This window comes from Bartonella sp. B10834G3, from assembly GCF_016102505.1.
Lineage (GTDB): Bacteria > Pseudomonadota > Alphaproteobacteria > Rhizobiales > Rhizobiaceae > Bartonella > Bartonella choladocola.
On the sequence record NZ_JACFOM010000001.1, the window covers coordinates 435422 to 458341 of the forward strand.

The following is a 22920-nucleotide window of genomic DNA, read 5'->3' on the forward strand; positions in this document are numbered from 1 at the left end:
GTTATCGGGAGAAATAAAAAAGAAATAAATATGCCAATATCGAGGTGGAAAAAACGCCCCGACGGTTCCAATCGGGGTGATTTTGGTCCTGACGATCAACCGGACTATATTAATTATCTTTTGCCGCAAAAAGTGAAAGAAGGTATAGCCGAAGTTAAAAAGGGTTCAAGTTTTTCACAAAATCCCCCCTTCGGCTATCCGGAAGGTGAAAAACTTGATCCTGATCGTCAGCCACCTGTTTTGCGGCCATCGTTACGTCAAAACCGCGTCAATTATCATTGCGAGATGGATAAGCTTGTTCCGGTAAAGTCCGACATTCCAAGTGACAATATGGTTATATTTTTTCTGCAATATACTAGCCATGGGGAAGGGTTGGCGCATACCGGTTCGCTATTCAATACGCAAGATGAGGGTATCAGACGACCGTTTTACTATAGCGGATTTGCGGCCGGAAAAAATATTATCGGTCCCGAACAAATAAAGGATAGCGGTATTCCGACCGGTTTCGACAATGCAAGTACTTCATCGGCACATGCATTGGGCATTGAAAAAATGTCACGCAAGGCCGTTCAGGGACGTGCTGCCCGGCTTGATTTACGTGCATATTTCAAAGATGACCGTAAGCTCGTTACCTATTCCGATATTATGGAAATATTGGATAAAGACGGGATCGAAGTGACAAAGGGCGACATCTTGTGCCTCCATACCGGCTTTGCCGATCTTGTATTAAAAATGAAGCGCAATCCGGACAAAGACAAGCTTGAGAACAGTTCATCTGTTCTTGATGGAAGCGATGAAAAGCTTCTGGAATGGTTAAGCGAAACAAAAATTGCGGCACTTGCGGCAAATAACGATGCTGTAGAAGCGTTTGTGCCACGAAAAGGAAAGCATAGCTCTGCACTTTTGCTATTACATGTTTATTGGCTCTTCAAAATCGGTCTCCTCATTGGAAAATTATGGAATTTAGCACCACTTGCCTACCGGTTACGCAACCATAAAAAGCATCGCTTTCTTTTGACAGCACCACTCCTTGATCTACCCTGTGCAATCGCATCCCTCCTCACACCTGACGCCACTGTCCGAGGAGAGTTTTCAGTAACAGGGTTCGACCTCTTTTTAACCCAAGCAATGTCTTCTTCTTCAAGCTATTTGATTATTAAAGCCTCAGGAAAAACAAATGACAACGAAACAACGTGTTCTCATAACCGGCGGTGCTAACGGGATTGGTGCTGCCATCGCGCGACGCTCGATACAGGACGGGTATGAACCGGTAATTATTGACAGAACCGGCGACGGCATTATTGCCGACCTTTCCAATCCTGATGAGACAGAAAAAGCTTTAAAGACTGCACTGGCACAAGGTCCCATCACACGTCTCGTCAACAATGTCGGCATCGTCCGTCCGGCGAGTGCAGAAACCCAAACATTGGACGATTTGAATCTCGTCCTGTCGCTTAATTTGCGTTGTGCCATGCAATGTATGCAAGCGTTAGTTCCCTCCATGAAAGAAGCGGGCTTCGGCCGGATTGTCAACATTTCATCTCGCGCCGCATTGGGAAAAGAGTTGCGCACGGCCTATGCCGCAACAAAAGCGGGACTTATTGGAATGACAAGAGTTTGGGCCTTGGAACTGGGCAAATTCGGTATTACGTCCAATGCTATCGGCCCCGGCCCCATCAAAACGGAATTGTTCCAGAAGGCAAATCCTGACGATTCACCGCGCACAAAAGCGATTATCAACTCGATTCCCGTCAAACGTATCGGTTTGCCTGAGGATGTCGCTCAAGCTGTTTCTTTCATGCTTTCCGATAAGAGCGGTTTTGTAACAGGACAAACGCTTTATGTCTGTGGCGGTATGACGGTTGGCGTATCGCCCCTCTGAAAGGTGGATAAAAAACAACGAAAATGTCAACGCCACGGTCGCGATAGATTTGTTTTCCAAATAAAATCTATCGCCATGGACAGAACAGTGGTTTTGACATCCTGTTTTCGGATTTATAGCTGCAAGAGGACGTGAAAAATAGGCCTTAAAAAACAGCACATAGTAAAATATTATAATAATGTATTTATATTGTTTTTACTAATAAATTAATTATGACATTATAAATCATAATATATAATATTTTTATATAATTTTTATTTTAAATTGTTAAAATATATTTTTATGTTAATCATGCTATTCATAATATACAAAATTGCCAACTCCGTTTTCCCAAAACCTTTGTCGGTGAACGGTCTTCCTGATACAAGCATAGCTATATCCCCTCTCCGTTTTTAAACCGGACAAAACACAATGCAGAAATTTCCCGATGAGCAAACGATTATCGATATGAACCGGTGCGATATAATCGGCGCATATTATTTTATCCGGTAAAGTGAAATACCGCGAATCTCCCTTTTACATGAATGAACGTGGCAAACTTGATATTTCCAAGGTCGACAGTTTTTGGCCAATCAATATCACAATGAAATTAAAAACCTTTTCATCATTCCTTAGTTGATTTGAGAATCTGAAATTTCCACGTCGGGTTTCATAAAACGTAACAATTGAAAATATAAAAGCGCATTGCTTATCAACTTCCGCAATGCGCTTTACCAAATTCGATTTGCAATTTTTGCGACATCTATCCCTTGGCTATTACAGCACAATTCTCCTAATCGTAATATTCGGGTGCTTTTTTGAATGTTTTCCAACCGTCAGGATCGTGACCGGTTACAACCATTGCATCCGTTTTATCAGCCAGCATACGTAATTTTTGTACCGATCGCACACTGTCTACTGCAGAAGCTAAAAAGCCGGGCAATGACTTTTCATTCCAATGGTCGGTTGTATAGGCTGCATCCACAGCTAATATAACGGATCCGGTATTTGGCAAATTAACCAGAAAAGACTGGTGTCCAGGCGAATGACCGGGTGTGAAAACACTTATCAACGTGCCATCGCCATAAATATCATAATAATCATCGGCTTCTGCGTTGAGAAATTGCCATTTCAAATTGGGACGATCAAAGTCTTTATTTATATAACCACCACGGGCAAACCAATCCGGCGTATGGGCATATTCATATTCACGGCGCTGAACAATATGGGTTGCTTGCGGAAAACGCCCGATTGCTCCGGTATGATCCAGATGAAGATGCGACTGAACAACGTAACGAACGGATTCGGGAGCAATACCCAAACGTTTCAATTGATCGACACACCCGTCGTGAGGATCAAGTACCGGCCAGTATACATTACAAATTTCTTCCCAATAGCCCTTCGGATCTGTTGCCACTTCAATGGCATTTCCACCATCAATGACAATATTACCCTTCGGGTGGGTTATAAGATAAAAAGGAACCGGAATTTCATAATCCGTATTCGCGCCTTCGTTCATTTTTATATTATGCAGTTTGCACTTCAGACTCCCCGATTGCAGCATATACAATCTTATTTCGCTCATATTATCCTCCCGTAAAATATTTTTAAAAAAACGAATTTGTAATAAATTACATTTCATCAGAATTATTGCAATTCAAATCTGTTACTAGCTAATTTTTATCGAAAAATTATATTTGAAATATCATTTCTGACCCTTATGCATCATATTTTACTATTTCTTTCAAATAGTTATGAATCAATCATCGCACATTGGAGACACACAAATTTTCTTAAATTGTTAGAAATAGTAGCGGCTAAAGCGTGATTTCACTACCAAACGATGAAATGCATCGGCGAAGACAAGTCCAATCGCATTGCAAATATCATGCATATGCATCCAAGCAATTGCAACTGGCGGAGCTATAAATTGGCAATGCGGGAAAAATTATCCCGAACTTTTATATATCCGGCCATCATAACCGGACAGGTTCAACGCCATTCAGCCTAATTTTGGTTGAACATAAGCGAATATCATTGAATTTATCCTTTATTCATCAGCAGAAAACAAAGTGCGTCATTCCACTGATGAATATTTTTAATGATGTCGAGCGAGCTTGAAAAGCTGACATCATATTTCGTCTTTCGCATTGAATTCTTCCAATGACATGCGGATATTTGCGGCAATTGTTTTGATCGGTTCAGGCGGACACCATTCGGGATGGCACATCTTCAATAAATATCGTAATTCCTCGCTATCTATTCCACATGCAAAATCGGCAAGGAAAAAGCCAAGCATAGAACTGCGTATAAGCCGCGAACCATCGCCAACTGCTGCTGCGGTTGTTACTTTTTTTGGCCTCGTCGTTTCATATTTTTGAGCGACAGAAACAAAACCCCTCAATTTGAACAAAGCCGACCCCCTGAATTGAGTTCATTAATTAGATTACAATAAAGGAAAGGATGTTGATAACATGGAACATCCTTTCCTTTTTACGAATTTCTGAACCACTGTTTTATTCGACAATATAATCTGCTTTTTCCTTAAGCAAATGCCACGAAAATTGGCCATTTATGATAAAAAATATATGTTGTACCCCTCGCACTTCATTATGCGATTTTGCATCATTGCCATCTTATTAAAAAGGCTCAGGGTTTCATGGAAAGTGACGGCGTTTTCATTCAAAACCTTGATAACGCGTTCCATTTTCTAATTTAAAGTCGCATCAAGCGAGCGGCGTAAAACCTCGGCAATATCCGATTTTTCCGGCTTATATAAAAGCAGATATTCAATATCCGGCAAAGTCGGGAGATTATAGAAATGTGTATAATCTTTTAGACTGTCATCCATCGAATTTTCGTTAAGACACCCAATGCCCAAACCGGCTTTGACCGCCAATTGTAAACTTGCAACATTCGAGGCTGTATGCGTCAATCCAAAAGGTACCGAACTATCCGAGAGAAGTTGAAGGGCTGCCTTTTGTATGACACAGCCCTTTTTCATACCAATCAGCGGCAAGACCCTACCGGTTGAAAACCTCTTCTTTGCTGCACCCGCCCAATATAACCGCTCGCGTTTTATAACAACCCTATTGGAATAGGAGGGTAACGGCGTACCGATAAGATGTGTCAGGATTATTATATCGAAACCGTCAAGATTGTTTTCGTGAATAAGCGTATTTGAGCCGCTTTTGAATGTAAGGCTCAATTGTATTTTCGGACGATCTGCTGTCAACATCTCCAAAGCCTCTGCCACTTTTTCAGGCATGAGGTAATCTGTAATAGAAATCGAGATGTTTTCGGTTGCTGCGACATTATGCATGTCGGCAAGCGCCAAACGGTTAAGTTTCAAAATAGCAAGCGCATGTTTTTGCAACTTTTCGCCATCAATTGTCGGTCGTGTTCCTTTTTTTCCTCTTTCGAGTAATTGACAGCCACAAACAAGTTCAAGCTTTTGCATTTGCTCTGTCAATGCCGACTGGGAACGGTAGAGGCGTTCGGATGCTTTCAGAAAACTTCCGGTTTCCAAAATTGTAATGAAGGTCGTTAAAAGATCGGGATCCAGATTTTGCATATACGCACCTTTTAAAATTCGGAAAAACCGAATTATTTTATAAAATATTCCTGTTATATTTATAATTAATCCAGTGCTACGCATTTCTCAACTGAAAAAGCGGAGCTGAATAATGAGTGACAAAATTTTCATCAACGACAGGGTTCGTTCAAGCGGGCACAAGTGGAAAGTACTGTTTACATGTGCGTTGGCGAATACATGTTTTACATTTGTGATTGGTGGTGTTCCGGCCGCAGCTCTCCTTTTGCGGGATGATTATCAAATTTCCACACCGGTATTAGGCATGCTTATGGGAATTGTCGGAATAGGCATAGCTTTTGGTGAAGTTCCTTGGGGAATGCTCACCGACCGGCTGGGCGACCGGCCCATTCTTATAACCGGTTTAACGACCACGGCATTTGTCCTCATCCTGACAGCTATCATAATAAATGCCGTTCCAATTGTTTATGCACCTGTAACATTATTCATCGGGCTACTCATTATCGGCCTTTCAGGCGGCAGCCTGAATGGTTCGAGTGGACGAGCTATTATGCAATGGTTCGACAAAGACGAACGTGGATTTGCGATGGGTGTCAGACAGACTGCTGTTCCGCTCGGCTATGCCTTGGGAGCAGTCTTTTTCCCTCTCGTTTCATATAAAATGGGTTTTGTCTGGTCACTTTATATCTCGGCCTTGTTTTGCATTCTCTTTGCCTTTTTAACTTATCTTTGGGTTGTTGATATAGATCAGGGAAAAAGCACCGAAACAAACGGAACAGCCCAAAAAACCGAATCCGCTACCCATGTTTTCAAACAGTTCGCTATATGGCGTATTGTTGTCGCAATAGGCCTTTTGTGCGCACCACAGTTTGCACTGATGACTTTTACAATGCTTTTCTTACACGACTTCGCACATATCAATATCGAATATATCAGCGCGATACTGTTCTTTATCCAGATAAGTGCCGGTTTCACACGTATTTCCGGTGGCTATTATACCGATAAGAAAAACAATCGCGCAGGCTTTTTAAAAGCGGTAACAATATTAAGTGCTATCGCGTTTTTTGTTCTTACGTTGCTTACCTTCTTCTATGGAGAGGCTCCCTCGACGCATCTATCGTGGGCTTTGGTTGCCGCAGTACTCGTTGCCGGTGTCTTCATATTATCTTGGCAGGGCGTCGGAATGACCGAATTGGCAACAATGGCAGGCCCGAAAAGCGTTGCAACCGCAATGGCAATGGCAAACACGGCAACCTTCTTTATATTGTTCGCAACCCCGACAATTATACCGTGGATACTAAACGCAACATCATGGACAGGTGTCTGGGGGGTTATGACACTTGTTTGTGTCGCTATGTTTTTTCTGTTCTGAGTAAAGCTTCGACTGAAATTTTCTTAACGAAAAAAATGCGCTATTCATAAATCTTCATTGACTAATGCGGTGTAACATACCCGACGATTTTTATTTAATTTTTGATGTCAATATTCCTACTATACTAGGATTATTTCATATGTTTGAAGTAAATCACGATTTTCAAACAAAGGAATTTCTAAATTGGTCAATGAAGAACATATGGGTGGTGTAATATTAGATGGAAAAGAATTTCCTGCCGCACTTCATCTAACTGACGAAAAAATTTTCATTAACATATCGGGGCTGCTGATTATCAATGAAAAAGACCTATTCAAAAGTGATTGGCCCAAATCGGTGGCTCCGAGCGAAATTGAATTACTGAATTTCAAATCATCCACCAGCTTGTTTTCATTGTATAAACTTCATGAAGAAAACGCGAATTTCGATTTTTCAGGCCGATCCGACACAAGATTTCATATAAGCTTTGCATTCAAGGGAGCGACTTCAAAAATTTCGACGAAATGCGTTCGGATAATTGGAAAATTGATATTGAAGATATTGATAAAATTCACAATTGGCCAAAGTTTGAAGATGTTGTTGAAGTTGAGCCTTCCGGTAAGGTGAAAGGCATAACTTCAACCTATTGTCCTTTAAAACCTGTCTTAATCAATTGCCCGACTTGCAATATGAAGTTGGAACTTCATCAATCTTTATCTCTCAGAAAGTTATCACGCAACGAACAATTGAGCACCTATAGTTATCCCGTTATTTTACACTTTGCGGTGCCGGTAGATTTCAATTTTGCTTTAAATAAAATTTACAGCGTCAGAACGTTTTTTTCGTTCCTTTTTGGACGCATTCTTGATATCAACAGCATTTATATTTATCTTCCAAATAAAGACATATTTACAGCTTTGTTGAATAACGAATTTGGATAATATTTTCGATATTAATACCATAATCTAGTACAAAAATTGTTGGCAAAAAGAATGGCGTGTCGAAGGAAGGAACGGCGACATGACGGGAAATACACAAAAGCTTTCCATCCGCCTGTTAAAGGATGGTTTGCTCCCCTGCGATAGTTTGCGAGACGACGTTAAGCTCGCCAATTGGAACGAACTAGAAGGAGCAGAGATCACTCTTGGGACAATGGGTGGAAACTCTCCAAAGTGGGCACACTTCCTTGGGCTTTCCGAAGAAGAAATGAAGAAGGTGTTCAACAAAACTGCATATGGTCTTGTGTTCTTGAAGGCTTGCAATCGCTGGTTTGCGGTGGCGTTCGGGACAGGGCACGTTAAGCTAGACCCAGTAAAGTTTGAGCAAGACTTCGGTTTGCGAGTTGTCCTGAACGCTGTAGACCCTAAGCAGCTTAAGAGTGCAGACGTCAGGACTCCCGACGAGAACACCCTGGTACGGCGGAGCCAGACAAGCCATGGGTCAGACCAGACTGCGTTCGCAATCGATGTAGAGCGCGACATCGTACGTGGTCTTGCGGGAACTCCGAAGGATCCAGCATTTGCATCTCGTGTCGCGGGTTCAGACGCGCTTTCCATGGATCGGAAGATGACAAGGGCCGATCTCGCGAAGGCCTGTTCCGAGGCCTACATTATGTATCAGAAGACTGATTACAAAGCGTATTTCTCATGGATCGACCAGATCAAGCATGTCCGCGAAAGTGTCCTCATCAAGAAGTTGAACGCGAAGGTCATCGCAGCCGTAGATACCGCAGTAAAAGACGGCAATGCAGACGGTTTGTACCTTGCATTTCCGGTGATATACGATCCTGAGCACTTCAGCCAGCTTCGCTACAAGGGTTTCCGGAGCAATAACATCTATCCGGATCTGGAACTTGAGGGATACCTTGATGCCCTTAAGGAGCGCGGCAAATCTGAATTTACTGCAGAAGATTTTGAAAAACACAGCGTCCACGAGGTAGACGACGAAGGCAGAGATTGCGGTAAAAAATGGAAGATTTCCGAATGCCTGGCGTACGAGACGAACTTAGATGGTCACACTTACGTTCTTTCCGGAGGGCGTTGGTATCAGGTCGACAAGAACTTAGCAAAACAAGTTCAGGACTTCTTCGACGCTATGCCCCGATATAATATGCCTGATGCTCTCGTTGATGAAAACGAGGAAAAGTACAACGCACGCCTTAAAAATGACAAGCCAGAGCTACTCTGCCTTGATCGCAAATTGGTAAAGCCTACCGACTCAAATTCGAATATTGAAGTATGCGACTTCCTAGATAATGACCATCATCTAATTCACGTCAAAGACAAGACATCCTCGTCTCGTCTGAGCCACCTATTCAACCAAGGAACTGTATCGGGGCGTGTCCTCGTTCTAGATGGTCCGGTTCGCGACAAGGTTCGCAAACAAATTGCTGTTGTCCAAAGTGAGACCGGGCAAACTGGTTTTGATGAGGTCATTAGCGCTGCTGATGCAGAGTTTCGGACCGGTGATTTCACAGTTGTCTATGCTGTAATAGGCACCGGCTCCGAAGCAAAGCTTCCGTTTTTCAGCAAGGTAACTCTGAAACAAGCGGTTCGTGAGTTAAAGGCCCTCGGCTACAAAAGTGCTTTCTCATGGATAAAAAAGCCAACTGAGGCTGGAAAGAAAAAGGTGAAGAAGACGCCGCATTCGAAGAGGACAACGCCGACGTAATAGGAGTTGAGGTCGCATAATAATCTTCGATAAGGTAGAAAAACATCAATAGCAAACCGTCTCCTCTTCAGCTATAAGTGGCGTTTGGATTTGCGCCGCTGTCTCGCGCTGAGGCAAAGCGTATACACCAAGGTCGACTTCTATTATCCAGCCTGTCCGTATTTCCCGATTATGTTTATCCTGCTTGCTGCAGATGTCAAAAAGCGCATTCTTCTCCCATTTGAAGATAATGCCAAATGGAACGGCGTTGAGGGCTCTCAAACACACCCGGAGACAGCTATATTATTTATGGAAACCATATTCATTTGAGCACTTAGTCGAGGAACGAAACCGAAAAATTCGATCTCCGCTGACTTGTTTTTTAACCCACCTTGCTGCTGGGCATGATACCTACACGAATATTGATAGAAAAAGAATAGATACGGTGCTCTAAGCTAGACTGTGACGCCAATTCTTATACGTGAGAAGATTTGATTATCTCTGAAAACATTGGAATTATACTGTTTTATTAACTGGCTTATGTTTTTTTACTGTAGCTTGTTGCTGCATTAATCGGCGGTTGAATCGCTGCTTATTGGCATAAAATTATTGATGTATTTGAGTAGACACGCAAGTCATACGTGCAGATGCATAGCGTTCCTATGGCAGAAAGAAAGCCAAAAATTAGATATTCTTTTAGAAATATGTTGCAATTTTGATGGGAGGATAAGAAAACTCTAAGGTAACATAACTTATTGTTTTTTAAACCTGTTTATAATTGCAATGGCGGAGAGAAAGGGATTCGAACCCTTGATACGGTTGCCCGTATACACGCGTTCCAGGCGTGCGCCTTCAACCACTCGGCCACCTCTCCAGCGAGGCGCAATATAACGGGAAAGACTCCGAGTTCAAGAGGAAACTTCATTTCATACAAGAAAAAGTCGTTTGATCGTCGATGGCTTCCACCTTTATGACGCGAACCGGCAAGAATTTGAAGATGCAATTGAATAAGCTGACAGGGTAAAAGTCTTATCAATTCAATTCGATGACACTTTATTCAATTATCAAGGTGATTGCCATTTCTTGAAGTCAAATCGCTCCCGTCATCAAGCTTCGGGCATTTTAGCACTTCACAAAATTTGCAAAACAATGGTTATAAAAAAATCTCCATTGAAAAACAGAAAGCCTGCTTCGACCTCTCGTCAAAAGCAGGCTTTCTTCCCCTTGAAAATGAAACCGGCTAGCTCAACCCGAATTCTAATATGCAGTCATTTCCGCATATTGATTCTGATATACTCAAGCAGCTTTTTCATCCGCAAAAGCTTTTTTTACGCTGTCGCGGCCATTGATTTTTTCCATATAAGAAGACAAAGCAGGCATATCGAGAAGATCGATCCCGACAAATTTGCACCATGTCAAAATTGTGAAAAGATAGGCATCAGCAACCGTGAAATGGTCACCGGCTACAAACTCGGAATTTTCAAGCTTTTTTTCTGCGTAGACAAGCCTCTGGATAAGTTTTGTTTTCGCAGCTTTTTTCTCTTCTTCCGAGGTCGGGTGGAAAAGCGGCCCGAAACCTTTATGAAGCTCGGTTGCAATGTAATTCAACCATTCCTGCACTTTTGCCCGCTCGAAAGTACCCGGCTTTTCAGCCAAATTCTTTTCAGGCTTGAGATCAGCAAGATATTGCACAATAGCCGGCCCCTCGGTAATGACGCGACCGTCATCAAGTTCAAGAGCCGGAACATAGCCTTTTTGTGTGACAGTCAGGTAATCTTTGCCACTTGCTGTGACCTTTTTTGCCAAATCAACCTTTTCAAGCGTAATTGGTATACCTGCTTCCAGCGCTACGATATGTGGAGAGAGTGAACAGGCACCGGGGGCAAAATACAATTTCATAATCTCTATCCCTTCAAAAATATTGCGGTTTTATAGCCCGAAATTGATACAGTTTTTCGTTTCTTTCAATAGTCTCGCTTTATCTTACATTGTTCAATTCAAATGCGCATTTCAATTTATTTTTAACAGGCCACTTCCCGATCTCTTTATTTTTTGCGCATAGAGCCGATTTTGAATGCATAATCCTAGACATTGCATTGCCTTTTGTGAATAAAATGATAAAAGATTAGGCGTTTTTAAAATTGCACAACAAAAAGGCACTCGTGATTGTCCATTCTTACCTCTCCTCTTAAAGTTGGCAATCTGGAATTCAGAAACCGTGTTTTTCTTGCCCCTATGTCGGGGGTAAGCGATCTACCGTTCCGGCAAAGAAGTTGGCTCGCCGGTGCGGGCATGGTGGTTTCGGAAATGGTGGCGAGTGCCGAATTATGTTCCGGTGCGGTTGAAAGCCAAATGCGTGTGAATGGCAAAGGCCTTCCCCAGCATGTGGTACAGCTTGCCGGTCGCGACCCCGAATGGATGGCAAGAGCGGCTGAAATCGTTCAGGATAATCATGCCGATATGATAGATATTAACATGGGATGTCCGGCCAAAAAGGTCATTGGTGGATATTCGGGTGCGGCACTCATGCGCGACTTGAAACTTGCCATGTCATTGATAGAGGCCGTTTTAAAAGTAGCCAGAATACCTGTTTCACTCAAAATGCGGCTTGGTTGGGATGAAACAACAATCAATGCGCCGGAACTCGCACAAATGGCCGAAGCGGCCGGTATTGCCATGATTACAGTGCATGGCCGCACCAGAATGCAGTTTTATAACGGTCAAGCCGACTGGGATGCTTTGAAAAAAGTTCGTGATGTCATTTCAATTCCCATGGTAGCAAATGGCGATATTGGCAATCTTGAAGAGGCTGAAGAATGCCTGCGCCGCTCCGGTGCCGATGCTGTTATGATCGGGCGGGCAAGTTACGGTGCGCCGTGGCTCTCCGGTGAAATTGCAGGCCATCCTTTTTCAGCAAATCTCGGTGATTATGTTTGCGACCATTATCAGGCGATGCTTGATTATTATGGTGAAAATACCGGTCTCCGTCACGCCCGAAAACATATCGACTGGTATTTGAACAAACATGCCAAAGGAGTTTATAGCAGCGAAGAGCGGCAGGAACTGATGACTTCACGCCGTCCGGAACGTGTTCTTACATTAATAAATTCGATATTTTCAAGAGATTCGGTACATCCGAAAAGGGCAGCTTGACAATGCAACAAAAAACCAAAAATCCGGAGCAAAATCTGGCGGGTCTTGTACTTGATGCTGTTCGTCATCCGGTTATACTCGTCGATAAGGACAATAGCATCGCCTATGCCAATGCCTATGCCGAACAATTTTTTAAAGCGAGTTCTTCTGTATTGGCACGAAATAAGCTCGAAACATTCTTGCCCTTCGGCAGCCCCCTGCTCTCGCTTATCAATCAGGTGAGGGAAAAACCCAAACCGGTTAATGAATATCATGTCGATTTATCATCACCAAAACTGGGTTATGACAAGCTTGTCGATATTTTTGTCCAGCCGCTCTCGGAGATACCGGGTAGCGTTGTTGTGCTGTTTCAGGAAAAATCTATGGCCGAAAAGCTCGACCGGCAAATGACCCATCGGGGAGCTGCCCGCTCGGTTACCGGCCTTGCCTCGATGCTTGCCCATGAAATAAAAAATCCGCTTTCGGGAATACGCGGTGCTGCCCAGTTGCTTGAAAGTGTGGTTGGCGATGACGACCGCCAGTTGACACGTCTGATTACCGATGAAACAGATCGTATTGTTGCTCTGGTTGATCGTATGGAAGTGTTTTCCGATGAACGGCCAATCGAACGTTTTCCGATCAATATTCATACTGTTCTCGATCATGTCAAAAGACTGGCGCAAAACGGTTTTGCAAAGAATATAAAATTTGTCGAAAAATATGATCCCTCGCTGCCACCGGTCTTTGCCAATCGTGACCAGCTTATCCAGATTTTCCTCAATCTCGTTAAAAATGCGACAGAAGCTCTGGAAAGTGTAAAGAACCCGACAATTACGCTTACCTCCTCCTATCGGCCCGGTATCAAACTTTCTGTTCAAGGGCGGCATGACAAAGTCACTTTGCCGATGGAATTCTGTGTGGAAGACAATGGAGCGGGTGTTCCCAAAGACATTCAGGAAAACCTGTTTGATCCGTTTATTACCAGCAAACCGAACGGATCCGGCCTTGGACTTGCACTGGTTGCCAAGCTTGTAAATGACCATGGCGGGGTGGTCGAATGCGATTCACAACCGGGGCGTACGATATTTCGTGTTCTTTTACCTATGTGGCGGCCGGAAGAAACAGAACACAAGCACAGCGGAGAAACCGAATGACAAAAGGGATGATACTTGTTGCAGATGACGATGCAGCGATCCGCACTGTTCTCAATCAGGCGCTTTCGCGTGCCGGTTATGAAGTACGCGTCGCACCGAATGCTGCAATGCTGTGGAGATGGATTGCCAATGGCGATGGCGATCTCGTCATTACCGATGTTGTTATGCCGGATGAAAACGCATTTGACCTTTTGCCTCGCATTAAAAAGGCTCGTCCGGAAATTCCTGTCATTGTCATGAGTGCCCAGAATACATTTATGACGGCAATCAAAGCCTCGGAAGCAGGCGCATATGACTATTTGCCCAAGCCGTTCGATCTTTCGGAGCTTATCAATATTGTCGGAAGAGCCATGGTGGAACCGCGCTCCGAAAACGAAAAGCCCAAATCCGATGAAACCGCCGATGCAATGCCGCTTGTTGGCCGTTCTGCTGCAATGCAGGAAATTTATCGCATTCTTGCCCGCATGATGCAGACAGACCTGACTGTGATGATTACAGGGGAATCCGGAACAGGAAAAGAACTGGTTGCCCGTGCACTTCACGAATATGGCAGACGCAGAAAAGGCCCCTTTGTCGCAATCAATATGGCAGCAATTCCGAAGGATCTCATTGAATCGGAACTTTTCGGGCATGAGAAAGGTGCTTTTACCGGTGCCAATATGCGTTCGAGCGGGCGCTTCGAGCAGGCCAACGGCGGAACGTTGTTTCTCGACGAAATTGGCGACATGCCGATGGATGCACAAACACGTTTGCTACGCGTTTTGCAACAAGGCGAATATATGACAGTTGGCGGGCGGACGCCGATCAAAACAGATGTCAGAATCGTTGCTGCAACCAACAAGGATTTACACCAGCTTATCAATCAAGGACATTTCAGAGAAGATTTGTTTTATCGGCTCAATGTGGTGCCGCTACGCATTCCCGCTTTGCGTGAAAGAGCCGACGATATTCCCGACCTTGTGCGCCATTTCTTCAAATTGGCCTCCGACAACGGGTTGCCTTCAAAACATATCAGCAATGAGGGGCTTGATTTGTTGCGCCGTTATTCCTGGCCGGGCAATGTCAGGGAATTGGAAAATCTTGTACGCAGACTTGCCGCACTTTATCCGCAGGAAGAAATTGCGGTCGACGTTATCGAGACCGAGTTGAAAAATGAAACCGGTCTTCACGGGGCAGACAATCCGGTTTCAGTGAGTGACAATATAACGATTGGCGAAGCAGTCGAGATGAATATGCAAAAATATTTTGCTTCTTTCGGTAATGAGCTCCCCCCTGCCGGACTTTACCACCGCGTATTGGAAGAAGTCGAGTATCCACTTATTCTTGCCTGTCTTACGGCGACAAAGGGAAACCAGATCAAGGCAGCAGAACTGTTGGGGCTTAATCGCAATACTTTGCGCAAAAAAGTGCGCGATCTCAAAGTGAACATTTATAAAGGCACGAAGGCAAATTAAATTTGGCTCAAAAAAATTCAAATAAGTGATTGACCTTTAGCCAGAACCTTGTAAAGACTTGCGCATCCTTTTTGGAGGGGTGGCCGAGCGGTTTAAGGCACCGGTCTTGAAAACCGGCGTGCAGGCGACTGTACCGTGGGTTCGAATCCCACCCCCTCCGCCATTAAGACATCATGATCGTATGATGTTCCTTTTATTCCATATAAATAAAGCACGATTTCAAAGCGTTAGATTCTGTCTTTTTCTCAAGAGATTTATTTCCTGTTATTGTTTGGCATTTTTCTGCGTTCTGTCTTCGTCTACAATTTTTGCGGTGTGGATTGGTATTTTTATGGGCAATACAAAAATACAGGAAATGAACAGCAAATTTATTTTTCACGATTGCGTAAACCGGTTCGGTTTCCAACATTGATTTTTCTATTGCTGTGTAGATTTCGTGATTTAATTTTGTGACGACAGACATTTTACGCGCCTGATAATTCAGACGGTCTGTTTGAATCTCGCACGAGCTATGGCGGCCTTTATTGCTTGATATGACTTTGTCTCATACATGAAGAGCTGCTTTTATCGAAATGCCAATCATAAAGAACTCGACCTTCATCCGATAGCCAAAACCGTCGGGATAATAGCTGATGCGAACAAGGCTCAATCAAACCGCTATGATATTGTTGTCGATCTGTTTGGTGGTTCTGGTTCAATCTTGATTGCTGCTGAAAAGGCAGGAGGATGAGCTTATTTTGCCGAATATAATCCTCATGATTGCGATATTATTCTTGAATGTTATGGAGCCTGTGAAAAGATCAAACCATTTTGATAGAGCGTTCCAACCCGATTAAACGTTCAGACTTAATCAAGAGCACGAATACATCCATCAAAAAAACATCAAAGCTCGTCAAGCCCGAATATTCAAGAACCCATCCGAGGAATACAAAATGGAACACGCAACTTCAATAGAAGTGCGAGATAGAAAAATAGTCTGGTTTCCATTTATGCAATCAAATTCTGTTAATGGGTAGAAAAGATTTTCTAACTCATTAACAATGATGACATTTATTTTATTTCTCCCAAGCAGATATATTTAAGCTCGACAAAATCATCAATACCGAAATGTGAACCTTCACGCCCAAGACCTGACTGTTTTATATCGCCAAATGCTGCTTCAGCCGTTGAAATAAGCCCTGTATTAACGCCAACCATGCCATATTCAAGTGCTTCAGCGACACGGAAAACACGTGCCATATCCTTGGCATAAAAATAGGAAGCGAGACCAAATTCGGTATCATTCGCTTGTTTGATAATATCTGTTTCATCGCTAAAACGAAACAATGGTGCAATAGGATCAAAAGTTTCTTCACGCGCAACAATCGTTTCCTTTGTCACATCCGTAACGATCGTTGGCTCAAAAAAGGTACCGCCCAGAGCATGTCGTTTGCCACCTGAAAGAACATGTCCACCTTTTGACACAGCATCTGCAACATGCTCTTCAACCTTTTCCAAAGCTGCTTCATCAATCAATGGTTCGAGGACAACACCATCATCCATACCATTACCAACTTTCAAGCTTTCAACAGCAGCTTTAAGTTTCGATGCAAAAGTATCATAAACGCCGTCCTGAACATTGATGCGGTTAGCACATACGCAAGTTTGCCCATTATTGCGGAATTTTGCAATAATGGCCCCTGTCACCGCGGCATCAATATCTGCGTCATCAAAAACGATAAATGGTGCATTACTACCGGGTTCCAAACCGAGTTTTTTAATGGTTGGTGCACTTTGCGCATAAAGTTTCATGCCGACTTCAGAGGAGCCTGTGAATGTTAATTTCACGAACAATCGGGCTTTGTGTCATCACTCTACCAATCTCTGTTGCAGAGCCGGTGATGACACTAAACAGACCTGCGGGTAATTTCAGCCCGCTCACCAAGAATTGCCAATGCGATAGCAGAAAAAGGCGTTTACATTGCCGGTTTCAGAACCGAAGCACAACCAGAAGCAAAAGCAGGACCAGCTTTACGGGTAATCATGGCATTAGGAAAATTCCAAGGCGCAATAGCTGCGACAACACCTATGGGTTGTTTCATCACAAGAATACGCTTGTCACGCTGATGTCCTGGAATGGTTTCGCCATTAACGCGGCGCGCTTTTTCAGCAAACCAATCAATAAAACTTGCACCATAATCAATTTCACCAATGGCTTCTGCCAATGGTTTGCCTTGTTCAAGTGTCAAGATTTGACCAATATCCTCGCGGTTTTCAATTATCAGCCGGAACCATCGGCGTAAAATAAGCGAACGTTCTTTTGCTGTTCTTTCCGCCCAACCCTTTTGTGCCTTTTGCGCAACTTCGATTGCGGTCTCGACCATTTGAGCACTACAATTCGGTACATAACCAATAATTTCGCCTGTCGCGGGGTTGGTCACTTCTACCCCGTTATCAGAATTTTCATCAATCCATTTTCCGCCGATATAGGCAGCCTGTTTTAACAATAATTCATCTTTTAACACTTGTCCTCTGTTCGTATTATTTTTCAAAATAGTTTTGAATTTAATAGTATTATTAAACCGAATGGCTATTTTGAGACATCTTCAAGTCCACACCATTCCGCAATAAATAAAGCGATAACCTGAGTAACTTTCCGGACAGAATCCAAATCGACACATTCGTCAAAACCATGAGGATTTTTACAAAATGGTCCATAGACCAATGTCGGGCAATTACCGTAAAGCCCTGTAAAACGGGCATCGGTTGTCGCAGCAAAAAGATTTTCTTCCAACGTATTTTTCCACACATCCAAATGTGAATTGGCAAGGATTTTCTCTTGCTCATCAGCATTTTCCAATAAATATCCTTCAGCCATAAACCCCGTATAGATTATCCGTGGAGGATACTCTCTAAAAAAAGGATTTTTACTCGCTTGTTCGTTTATATATTCTTCAAATTCATGGCATGCTTTTTCTATATCTTGCCCTGGATAAACAGCAATACGGACTTCAAACCAACAGCCTGCTGACATACTTGACGCCCATTCACCACCTTCTATGCGACCGACATTAAAGTTGATCGGATGGGGGTGACGATCAAATGGTGGGTAATCTTTTTTTCGTGCATTCCAACGCTCTTCTAGAACGTCAAGGGATTGGATAAGTTCTATCGCATTATGGATTGCATCAGCGCCGCTACCAAAATCTCCGGAAGCGTGTCCGGGAGCTCCATCAACCTCAACTCTTATCCAAATCGGCCCTGTTTGTGCGCGCATCAGCTTAGGTTCCAATGGCTCCGGAATAATTCCTGCATCTGCTGTATAGCCGCGAACGAGACACGCCAATGCGCCATTTCCTGTAGATTCCTCTTCTACGACTGACTCCAGATGTAAGCGCGCAGCAGGCATTACACCTAATTTTTGTAGTGCTTTTAATGCGAATACATTGGCAGAGACGCCCGCTTTCATGTCACCGGCACCGCGTCCATACATCCAACCATCTTCAATTATCGGGTTAAATGGACCAAAGCGCCAACGTTTTTCATCTCCCGTTGGTACAACATCAACGTGACCATTCAATATAAGGGATTTACCTTTTGGCGGGTTCTTGGGCTCATAAGTGCCGACAACATTTGTCGTATTTTCGTAAGAAACCGTAACGGGCGAAAATCCTTTGTGGGAGCGAATATCATCAATGTTGATTGTCCATTGGTCAACAGAAAGGTTTAACTCCCCCATCGCCTTTGCCATGAAATTCTGAACTTCTTTTTCATTCCCGCGGATTGAAGGAAAACGCACTAATTCCTGAAGAAATTTAACCTGTTCATCAAACAATTCATCAACAGATCTTTTAATATCCTCGGCAGTTATGGATGACGCTTTGTTTATCATCATTTCTCCTCACTTTTTCGGAAAGCCATCAGGCTTAAAATTTCAAACAGCATTTGTGCGCCGGCTTGTGCTGTATTTGTAGTAGCATCATAGGCAGGTGATACCTCGACCACATCACCACCAATAATATTCATCCCCTTGAAACCGCGCAGCAGCATTTGTGCTTCTCGTGTTGTTAAGCCACCAATTTCCGGAGTTCCTGTACCGGGTGCAAAAGCCGGATCCAAACTGTCAATATCGAAAGATAAATACACTTCGTCATCTCCAATAAGTTGACGGACTTGTGCAATAACCGGTTCAATACCGTTTTTTTGAATTTCTTCTGCGTGGATAACAGTCATTCCGGACTGATATGAAAACTCCCAAAGATATTCGGAAGCACCACGAATACCAATTTGAATTGTTTTTTCAGGATTGAGAACACCTTCAAGAACAGCATGGCGAAAAGGGCCGCCATGATGAAAACGACAATTATCGTAAGGGCCACCCGTATCGCAATGTGCATCAATATGGATCATAGCCAATGGTGTTTTACGACCGAGAGCGCGTAAGACTGGCAGGCTAATAGAATGGTCTCCACCTACTGATAAAGGCTTTACGCCGGCATCAACCAGTTTTGTAATAATATGTTCAATATCAATATGACAGCCCTCTAGATCGTATCGGCTACGAAATGGAACATCTCCAACATCTGCAATATTAAGCAGCATAGCTGGCGCCAGTCGTAAAACATGATTGTAAGGGCCTATCCTTTCAATTGAACGTAATGCACGTGGTCCAAAGCGGCAACCATTGCGATTTGATATAGCCAGATCCATCGGTACGCCAAGTAAGGCAACATCAAGATCCTTTATTTGTGGATTGCTCCAATCGACTTGACGTGATGGTGCAGACAATAATGTTGGCATACCTACAAAAGGTGCTTGACGCGTGCCGGATTCATTAATAACACCCGTAGCTACAGCTCTAAAATGATTATCATATATTTCCATTTCATTGCTGCCACCAAAGCGGTCTTGTAATTGTTTTAATTTCATTTACTGGACCTTTTCTTTGAATTTGATTTTGCTTGGCTAAAATTAAAAGATCGGCTTATTGTGCCAATTGCAATACACTGCGTAAGAGAACATTTGCTGCCGCCGCACAGTCCTCTTTCTTCGTATATTCCGCCTCATTATGGCTCAGCCCGTTCACTGAAGGCGCAAAGATCATTCCCGTAGGATATTTACGTGCTAAATTGAAAGCATCGTGTCCTGCACCACTTACAACGCGCATAGAACTATATCCCAATGTTTTTGCTGCGTCTGTAACCACATTGATAATATTTTCATCAAAATGCACGGTTTGAGAACGAACGATATATTTCCAATCGAATGCTACGCCATTTTGTTTGGCAATTGTCGCAATTTGCTGAAAAATATCATCTTCAAGTTTTTGCAGCCCTTCTTCATTTGGAAAACGAATATCCAGAATAAGTGAAACATTTGCTGCAACGGTCACTGGTGAACCATTATGTACCGTTAATATGCTTGATGTTGCACGAGCATTATCATCCTTTTTTACAGTTTCATCGGCAACTATGATGGATTTGGCTGCAACAAGCATTGCATCTTTACGTTTTGCCATGGGAGTGGAGCCGGCATGTGCATCTTCACCGGTAAAATCCAACTGATAACGACGAAATCCAAAACCACCGGTTACTATACCTATCTGTTTTTGATTGTCTTCAAGAATTGGACCTTGCTCGATATGTAACTCAAGATAGCTATGTATGGGAAAACCTAGCGGTTGATTGCCAATTCCATTTTTCATTCTGGAAAGAAGGTCTTGAGCAGTATTTCCATGTCCGTCATCAAGTAATAAAGCCGTCTTTAGATCAAGAGCACCCGCAAAAACAGCTGAACCGAGCATTTGGCGCATAACAACGCCTTCCTCATTTGTCCAGTTTGCAATAATGATAGGGTGTTTCGTTTGTATATCCGCATTTACCAAGGTTCGTACAACCTCAAGCCCCCCTAAAACTCCCAATATACCGTCAAATTTTCCGCCTGTTGGCTGTGTATCCAAATGGCTGCCAATGACGACTGGTGGTAAGTTTTCCTTACCAGCTCTATAAGCAAACATATTACCGAAAGCATCAAATGACACTTTTAAGCCCAAGCTTTCACACCATTTGCGATAAAGCGAACGAGCCTCGTCATCCTGCTTTGAAAAAGCAATCCTATTGCATCCTCCTTTGGATGTAGCACCAATAAGCGCCATATCCATAAGAGACTTCCACAACCGATCTTCATCAATAGTAACATTATTATAGTTTGTATTTTTGTTTGAAGTATCCATTTTATCCAAGCTCCCTATAAATTTATATTTCACTTTCTTAAACATTCTTACTTGAATGTACGATCTTCATCTATTGTATTAAAAATCGTTTTATGTTCGGTTGGTAGAAACCAGACACAAATAAATGTTAGTAAACATAACATTCCAAATAATATGGCCAATGGAAGCCAGTTCGTTCCGTAAATACTTGCTAACCACACACCAATCATAGGTGTTGCACCACCAAAAATAGCGCCGCAAAGCTGATAACTTAAGGAAATACCTGTATAACGCATACGAACCGGAAAAGCATTGGGTAAATAAGGCGCAATAACCGAATAATACGCACCTAAAACTCCGGTTGCAAAAAGAATAGCAATTGTAATATTGGTAATATCACCTGTCACCACAAGTAACATCATCGGTGCGGCCCAAATAACGCCAAGTCCTGTCATAAAAAGTAACAGAGACCGTTCACTAAATCGAATTGCCAAATAAGAGCCGATCAGGGCGCTCGTAATTTCAACAACGCCAACCCACGCCACAATATTGAGGATAGTCTTTTTCTCTATGCCTAAATAAGTGGTCGTATAATTGATCATAAATGTCGTTATAAAATAAAACCCGGCAACACCTAATATGCAAGCACCAATACCATATACTAATGTCAATTTTTTTGTGGCAAATACTTCTCTTATCGGAGCAACATCTATTGTTTTATTTTTTTCAAGCTCATTGACCATTTCGGGGCTTTCGTTCACGCCGGCACGAACGATAAAAGCAATCAAGAGTAGAACACCGCTTAATAAAAACGGAATACGCCATCCCCAAGACAGAAGTTGCTCTTTCGGTAAATCGGAAACAAAACCAAATGCTAATGAAGCCAATATGAGTCCGATAGGGCTTCCATATTGTGGAGCGGCTGCCAAAAATGTCCGCCATTTTGCGGGCGCATGTTCTGCAGCGATTAAAACAGCTCCACCCCACTCGCCACCTACGGCAATGCCTTGCACAAAACGCAATATAACCAATAGAAGAGCTGCCGCCATACCAATAGATCTATAAGTAGGAAGTAAACCGATAAGAACGGTAACACCGCCCATTATCAACAAAGTAATGACGAGACTTTTTTTGCGCCCTATTTTATCACCAAGATGGCCAAAAATAACAGCCCCGAAGGGGCGAGCAACAAAACCGACAGCAAATGTTCCCAATGCCGCAAGAGTGCCAACAAATTCACTCTGTGAAGCGAAAAAAATTTCACCGAAAACAAGAGCTGCAGCGGTTCCGTAAATATAAAAATCATACCATTCAATAGCAGTTCCAATGAATGCTGCCAGCGCAGCTCTAACGGGTTGTTGTTTGGCCATATTTCCCTCCTGATGGCTCAACCTGCAAAGTTGTTATAATCGTTATATACTTTACAGACGGTTAGATCTCATTCATCAAAAGGAGCAATCATAAGTAAAACGCTATTATAATTCCCATTTTTTCCATCTTGCTCCCCAGTCAGAATGATCGTTTTTTATTAAACGAAATTATTTTTATTTTGAATTACTAAAAACTTAGGTAGAAA

17 protein-coding genes, 2 tRNA genes and 1 pseudogene are annotated in these 22920 nt (G+C 42.9%); 10 read left to right on the plus strand and 10 right to left on the minus strand.

Annotation, left to right across the window (positions count from 1 at the left end):
- Positions 1-30: 30 nt before the first annotated feature.
- Together H3S94_RS01920 and H3S94_RS01925 are read left to right on the plus strand one after the other, a co-directional pair.
- Positions 31-1218, plus strand: a complete 1188-nt coding sequence (locus tag H3S94_RS01920; RefSeq protein ID WP_198230626.1) for a cyclase family protein — start codon at positions 31-33, stop codon at positions 1216-1218.
- A complete protein-coding gene (locus tag H3S94_RS01925; RefSeq protein WP_198230625.1) occupies positions 1178-1882 on the plus strand; it encodes an SDR family oxidoreductase in 705 nt (234 codons plus the stop codon). The genes H3S94_RS01920 and H3S94_RS01925 overlap by 41 nt, the downstream gene beginning before the upstream one ends.
- A 772-nt stretch (positions 1883-2654) precedes the next feature.
- Here the strand turns inward: H3S94_RS01925 and attM are convergent.
- The 3 genes from attM to H3S94_RS01940 all read right to left on the minus strand — a co-directional run bounded on the left by attM (position 2655) and on the right by H3S94_RS01940 (position 5435).
- Positions 2655-3446 (minus strand): N-acyl homoserine lactonase AttM, encoded by a 792-nt coding sequence (gene attM, locus H3S94_RS01930; protein ID WP_077990840.1) that lies wholly within the window; start codon positions 3444-3446, stop codon positions 2655-2657.
- Between the two features lie 546 nt (positions 3447-3992).
- Entirely contained in the window at positions 3993-4274 is a 282-nt protein-coding gene (locus tag H3S94_RS01935; RefSeq protein ID WP_198240118.1) for a hypothetical protein, read from the minus strand.
- Between the two features lie 297 nt (positions 4275-4571).
- A complete protein-coding gene (locus tag H3S94_RS01940) occupies positions 4572-5435 on the minus strand; it encodes a LysR family transcriptional regulator (RefSeq protein WP_198230623.1) in 864 nt (287 codons plus the stop codon).
- A gap of 112 nt (positions 5436-5547) precedes the next feature.
- Here H3S94_RS01940 and H3S94_RS01945 point away from each other — a divergent pair, with 112 nt between their 5' ends.
- The 3 genes from H3S94_RS01945 to H3S94_RS01955 all read left to right on the plus strand — a co-directional run bounded on the left by H3S94_RS01945 (position 5548) and on the right by H3S94_RS01955 (position 9435).
- A complete protein-coding gene (locus tag H3S94_RS01945; protein ID WP_198240119.1) occupies positions 5548-6786 on the plus strand; it encodes an MFS transporter in 1239 nt (412 codons plus the stop codon).
- A 452-nt stretch (positions 6787-7238) separates the two neighbouring features.
- On the plus strand, positions 7239-7706 hold the full coding sequence (locus tag H3S94_RS01950) for a hypothetical protein (RefSeq protein WP_369805702.1): 468 nt from the start codon (positions 7239-7241) through the stop codon (positions 7704-7706).
- A gap of 79 nt (positions 7707-7785) precedes the next feature.
- Positions 7786-9435 carry a DUF6119 family protein gene (locus tag H3S94_RS01955; RefSeq protein WP_198240121.1) on the plus strand — a complete coding sequence of 550 codons (1650 nt, stop codon included), beginning with the start codon at positions 7786-7788 and terminating at the stop codon, positions 9433-9435.
- Between the two features lie 763 nt (positions 9436-10198).
- Here H3S94_RS01955 and H3S94_RS01960 read toward each other — a convergent pair.
- Positions 10199-10288 (minus strand) — tRNA-Ser (locus tag H3S94_RS01960).
- A gap of 422 nt (positions 10289-10710) precedes the next feature.
- Positions 10711-11313 (minus strand): glutathione transferase GstA, encoded by a 603-nt coding sequence (gene gstA, locus H3S94_RS01965; RefSeq protein WP_198240122.1) that lies wholly within the window; start codon positions 11311-11313, stop codon positions 10711-10713.
- A gap of 267 nt (positions 11314-11580) precedes the next feature.
- On the opposite strand from gstA, the gene dusB reads away from it, so the two are divergent.
- The 5 genes from dusB (at position 11581) to H3S94_RS01990 (ending at position 15884) form a co-directional block, all read left to right on the plus strand.
- A complete protein-coding gene (gene dusB / locus H3S94_RS01970) occupies positions 11581-12567 on the plus strand; it encodes a tRNA dihydrouridine synthase DusB (RefSeq protein WP_198240123.1) in 987 nt (328 codons plus the stop codon).
- Positions 12568-12569: 2 nt separating this feature from the next.
- The gene (locus H3S94_RS01975; protein ID WP_077990826.1) at positions 12570-13700 is read left to right on the plus strand and encodes a nitrogen regulation protein NR(II); all 1131 of its coding nucleotides are present in this window, start codon (positions 12570-12572) and stop codon (positions 13698-13700) included.
- Positions 13697-15154 carry a nitrogen regulation protein NR(I) gene (gene ntrC, locus H3S94_RS01980; RefSeq protein WP_198230614.1) on the plus strand — a complete coding sequence of 486 codons (1458 nt, stop codon included), beginning with the start codon at positions 13697-13699 and terminating at the stop codon, positions 15152-15154. Before H3S94_RS01975 ends, ntrC begins: the two co-directional genes overlap by 4 nt.
- Positions 15155-15227: 73 nt before the next feature.
- Positions 15228-15317, plus strand: a tRNA-Ser gene (locus tag H3S94_RS01985).
- 387 nt (positions 15318-15704) lie between these two features.
- Positions 15705-15884 carry a DNA methyltransferase gene (locus H3S94_RS01990; RefSeq protein ID WP_198240124.1) on the plus strand — a complete coding sequence of 60 codons (180 nt, stop codon included), beginning with the start codon at positions 15705-15707 and terminating at the stop codon, positions 15882-15884.
- A 320-nt stretch (positions 15885-16204) separates the two neighbouring features.
- On the opposite strand, the pseudogene H3S94_RS01995 reads toward H3S94_RS01990, so the two are convergent.
- The 5 genes and pseudogenes from H3S94_RS01995 to H3S94_RS02015 all read right to left on the minus strand — a co-directional run bounded on the left by H3S94_RS01995 (position 16205) and on the right by H3S94_RS02015 (position 22714).
- Positions 16205-17658 (minus strand): annotated as a pseudogene (locus tag H3S94_RS01995) (NAD-dependent succinate-semialdehyde dehydrogenase).
- Positions 17659-17723: 65 nt separating this feature from the next.
- Positions 17724-19028, minus strand: a complete 1305-nt coding sequence (locus H3S94_RS02000; protein WP_246786390.1) for an ArgE/DapE family deacylase — start codon at positions 19026-19028, stop codon at positions 17724-17726.
- Complete coding sequence (gene speB / locus H3S94_RS02005; RefSeq protein ID WP_198240125.1) at positions 19025-20062, minus strand: agmatinase; 1038 nt, start codon at positions 20060-20062, stop codon at positions 19025-19027. The genes H3S94_RS02000 and speB overlap by 4 nt, the downstream gene beginning before the upstream one ends.
- Before the next feature lie 55 nt (positions 20063-20117).
- Complete coding sequence (locus H3S94_RS02010; RefSeq protein WP_188318066.1) at positions 20118-21365, minus strand: Zn-dependent hydrolase; 1248 nt, start codon at positions 21363-21365, stop codon at positions 20118-20120.
- Between the two features lie 47 nt (positions 21366-21412).
- Positions 21413-22714, minus strand: a complete 1302-nt coding sequence (locus H3S94_RS02015; RefSeq protein ID WP_077990805.1) for an MFS transporter — start codon at positions 22712-22714, stop codon at positions 21413-21415.
- Positions 22715-22920: the final 206 nt, after the last annotated feature.

What these genes read in the sequence shown, in the direction of transcription:
- ntrC (WP_198230614.1), top strand. Translation starts at nt 13,697, where the DNA reads ATGACAAAAGGGATGATACTTGTTGCAGATGACGATGCAGCGATCCGC.
- attM (WP_077990840.1), bottom strand. Translation starts at nt 3,446, where the DNA reads ATGAGCGAAATAAGATTGTATATGCTGCAATCGGGGAGTCTGAAGTGC.
- H3S94_RS01945 (WP_198240119.1), top strand. Translation starts at nt 5,548, where the DNA reads ATGAGTGACAAAATTTTCATCAACGACAGGGTTCGTTCAAGCGGGCAC.
- H3S94_RS01975 (WP_077990826.1), top strand. Translation starts at nt 12,570, where the DNA reads ATGCAACAAAAAACCAAAAATCCGGAGCAAAATCTGGCGGGTCTTGTA.
- H3S94_RS02010 (WP_188318066.1), bottom strand. Translation starts at nt 21,365, where the DNA reads ATGGATACTTCAAACAAAAATACAAACTATAATAATGTTACTATTGAT.
- gstA (WP_198240122.1), bottom strand. Translation starts at nt 11,313, where the DNA reads ATGAAATTGTATTTTGCCCCCGGTGCCTGTTCACTCTCTCCACATATC.
- H3S94_RS02000 (WP_246786390.1), bottom strand. Translation starts at nt 19,028, where the DNA reads ATGATGATAAACAAAGCGTCATCCATAACTGCCGAGGATATTAAAAGA.
- H3S94_RS01940 (WP_198230623.1), bottom strand. Translation starts at nt 5,435, where the DNA reads ATGCAAAATCTGGATCCCGATCTTTTAACGACCTTCATTACAATTTTG.
- H3S94_RS01920 (WP_198230626.1), top strand. Translation starts at nt 31, where the DNA reads ATGCCAATATCGAGGTGGAAAAAACGCCCCGACGGTTCCAATCGGGGT.
- H3S94_RS01990 (WP_198240124.1), top strand. Translation starts at nt 15,705, where the DNA reads ATGAAGAGCTGCTTTTATCGAAATGCCAATCATAAAGAACTCGACCTT.
- H3S94_RS01925 (WP_198230625.1), top strand. Translation starts at nt 1,178, where the DNA reads ATGACAACGAAACAACGTGTTCTCATAACCGGCGGTGCTAACGGGATT.
- H3S94_RS01955 (WP_198240121.1), top strand. Translation starts at nt 7,786, where the DNA reads ATGACGGGAAATACACAAAAGCTTTCCATCCGCCTGTTAAAGGATGGT.
- speB (WP_198240125.1), bottom strand. Translation starts at nt 20,062, where the DNA reads ATGAAATTAAAACAATTACAAGACCGCTTTGGTGGCAGCAATGAAATG.
- H3S94_RS02015 (WP_077990805.1), bottom strand. Translation starts at nt 22,714, where the DNA reads ATGGCCAAACAACAACCCGTTAGAGCTGCGCTGGCAGCATTCATTGGA.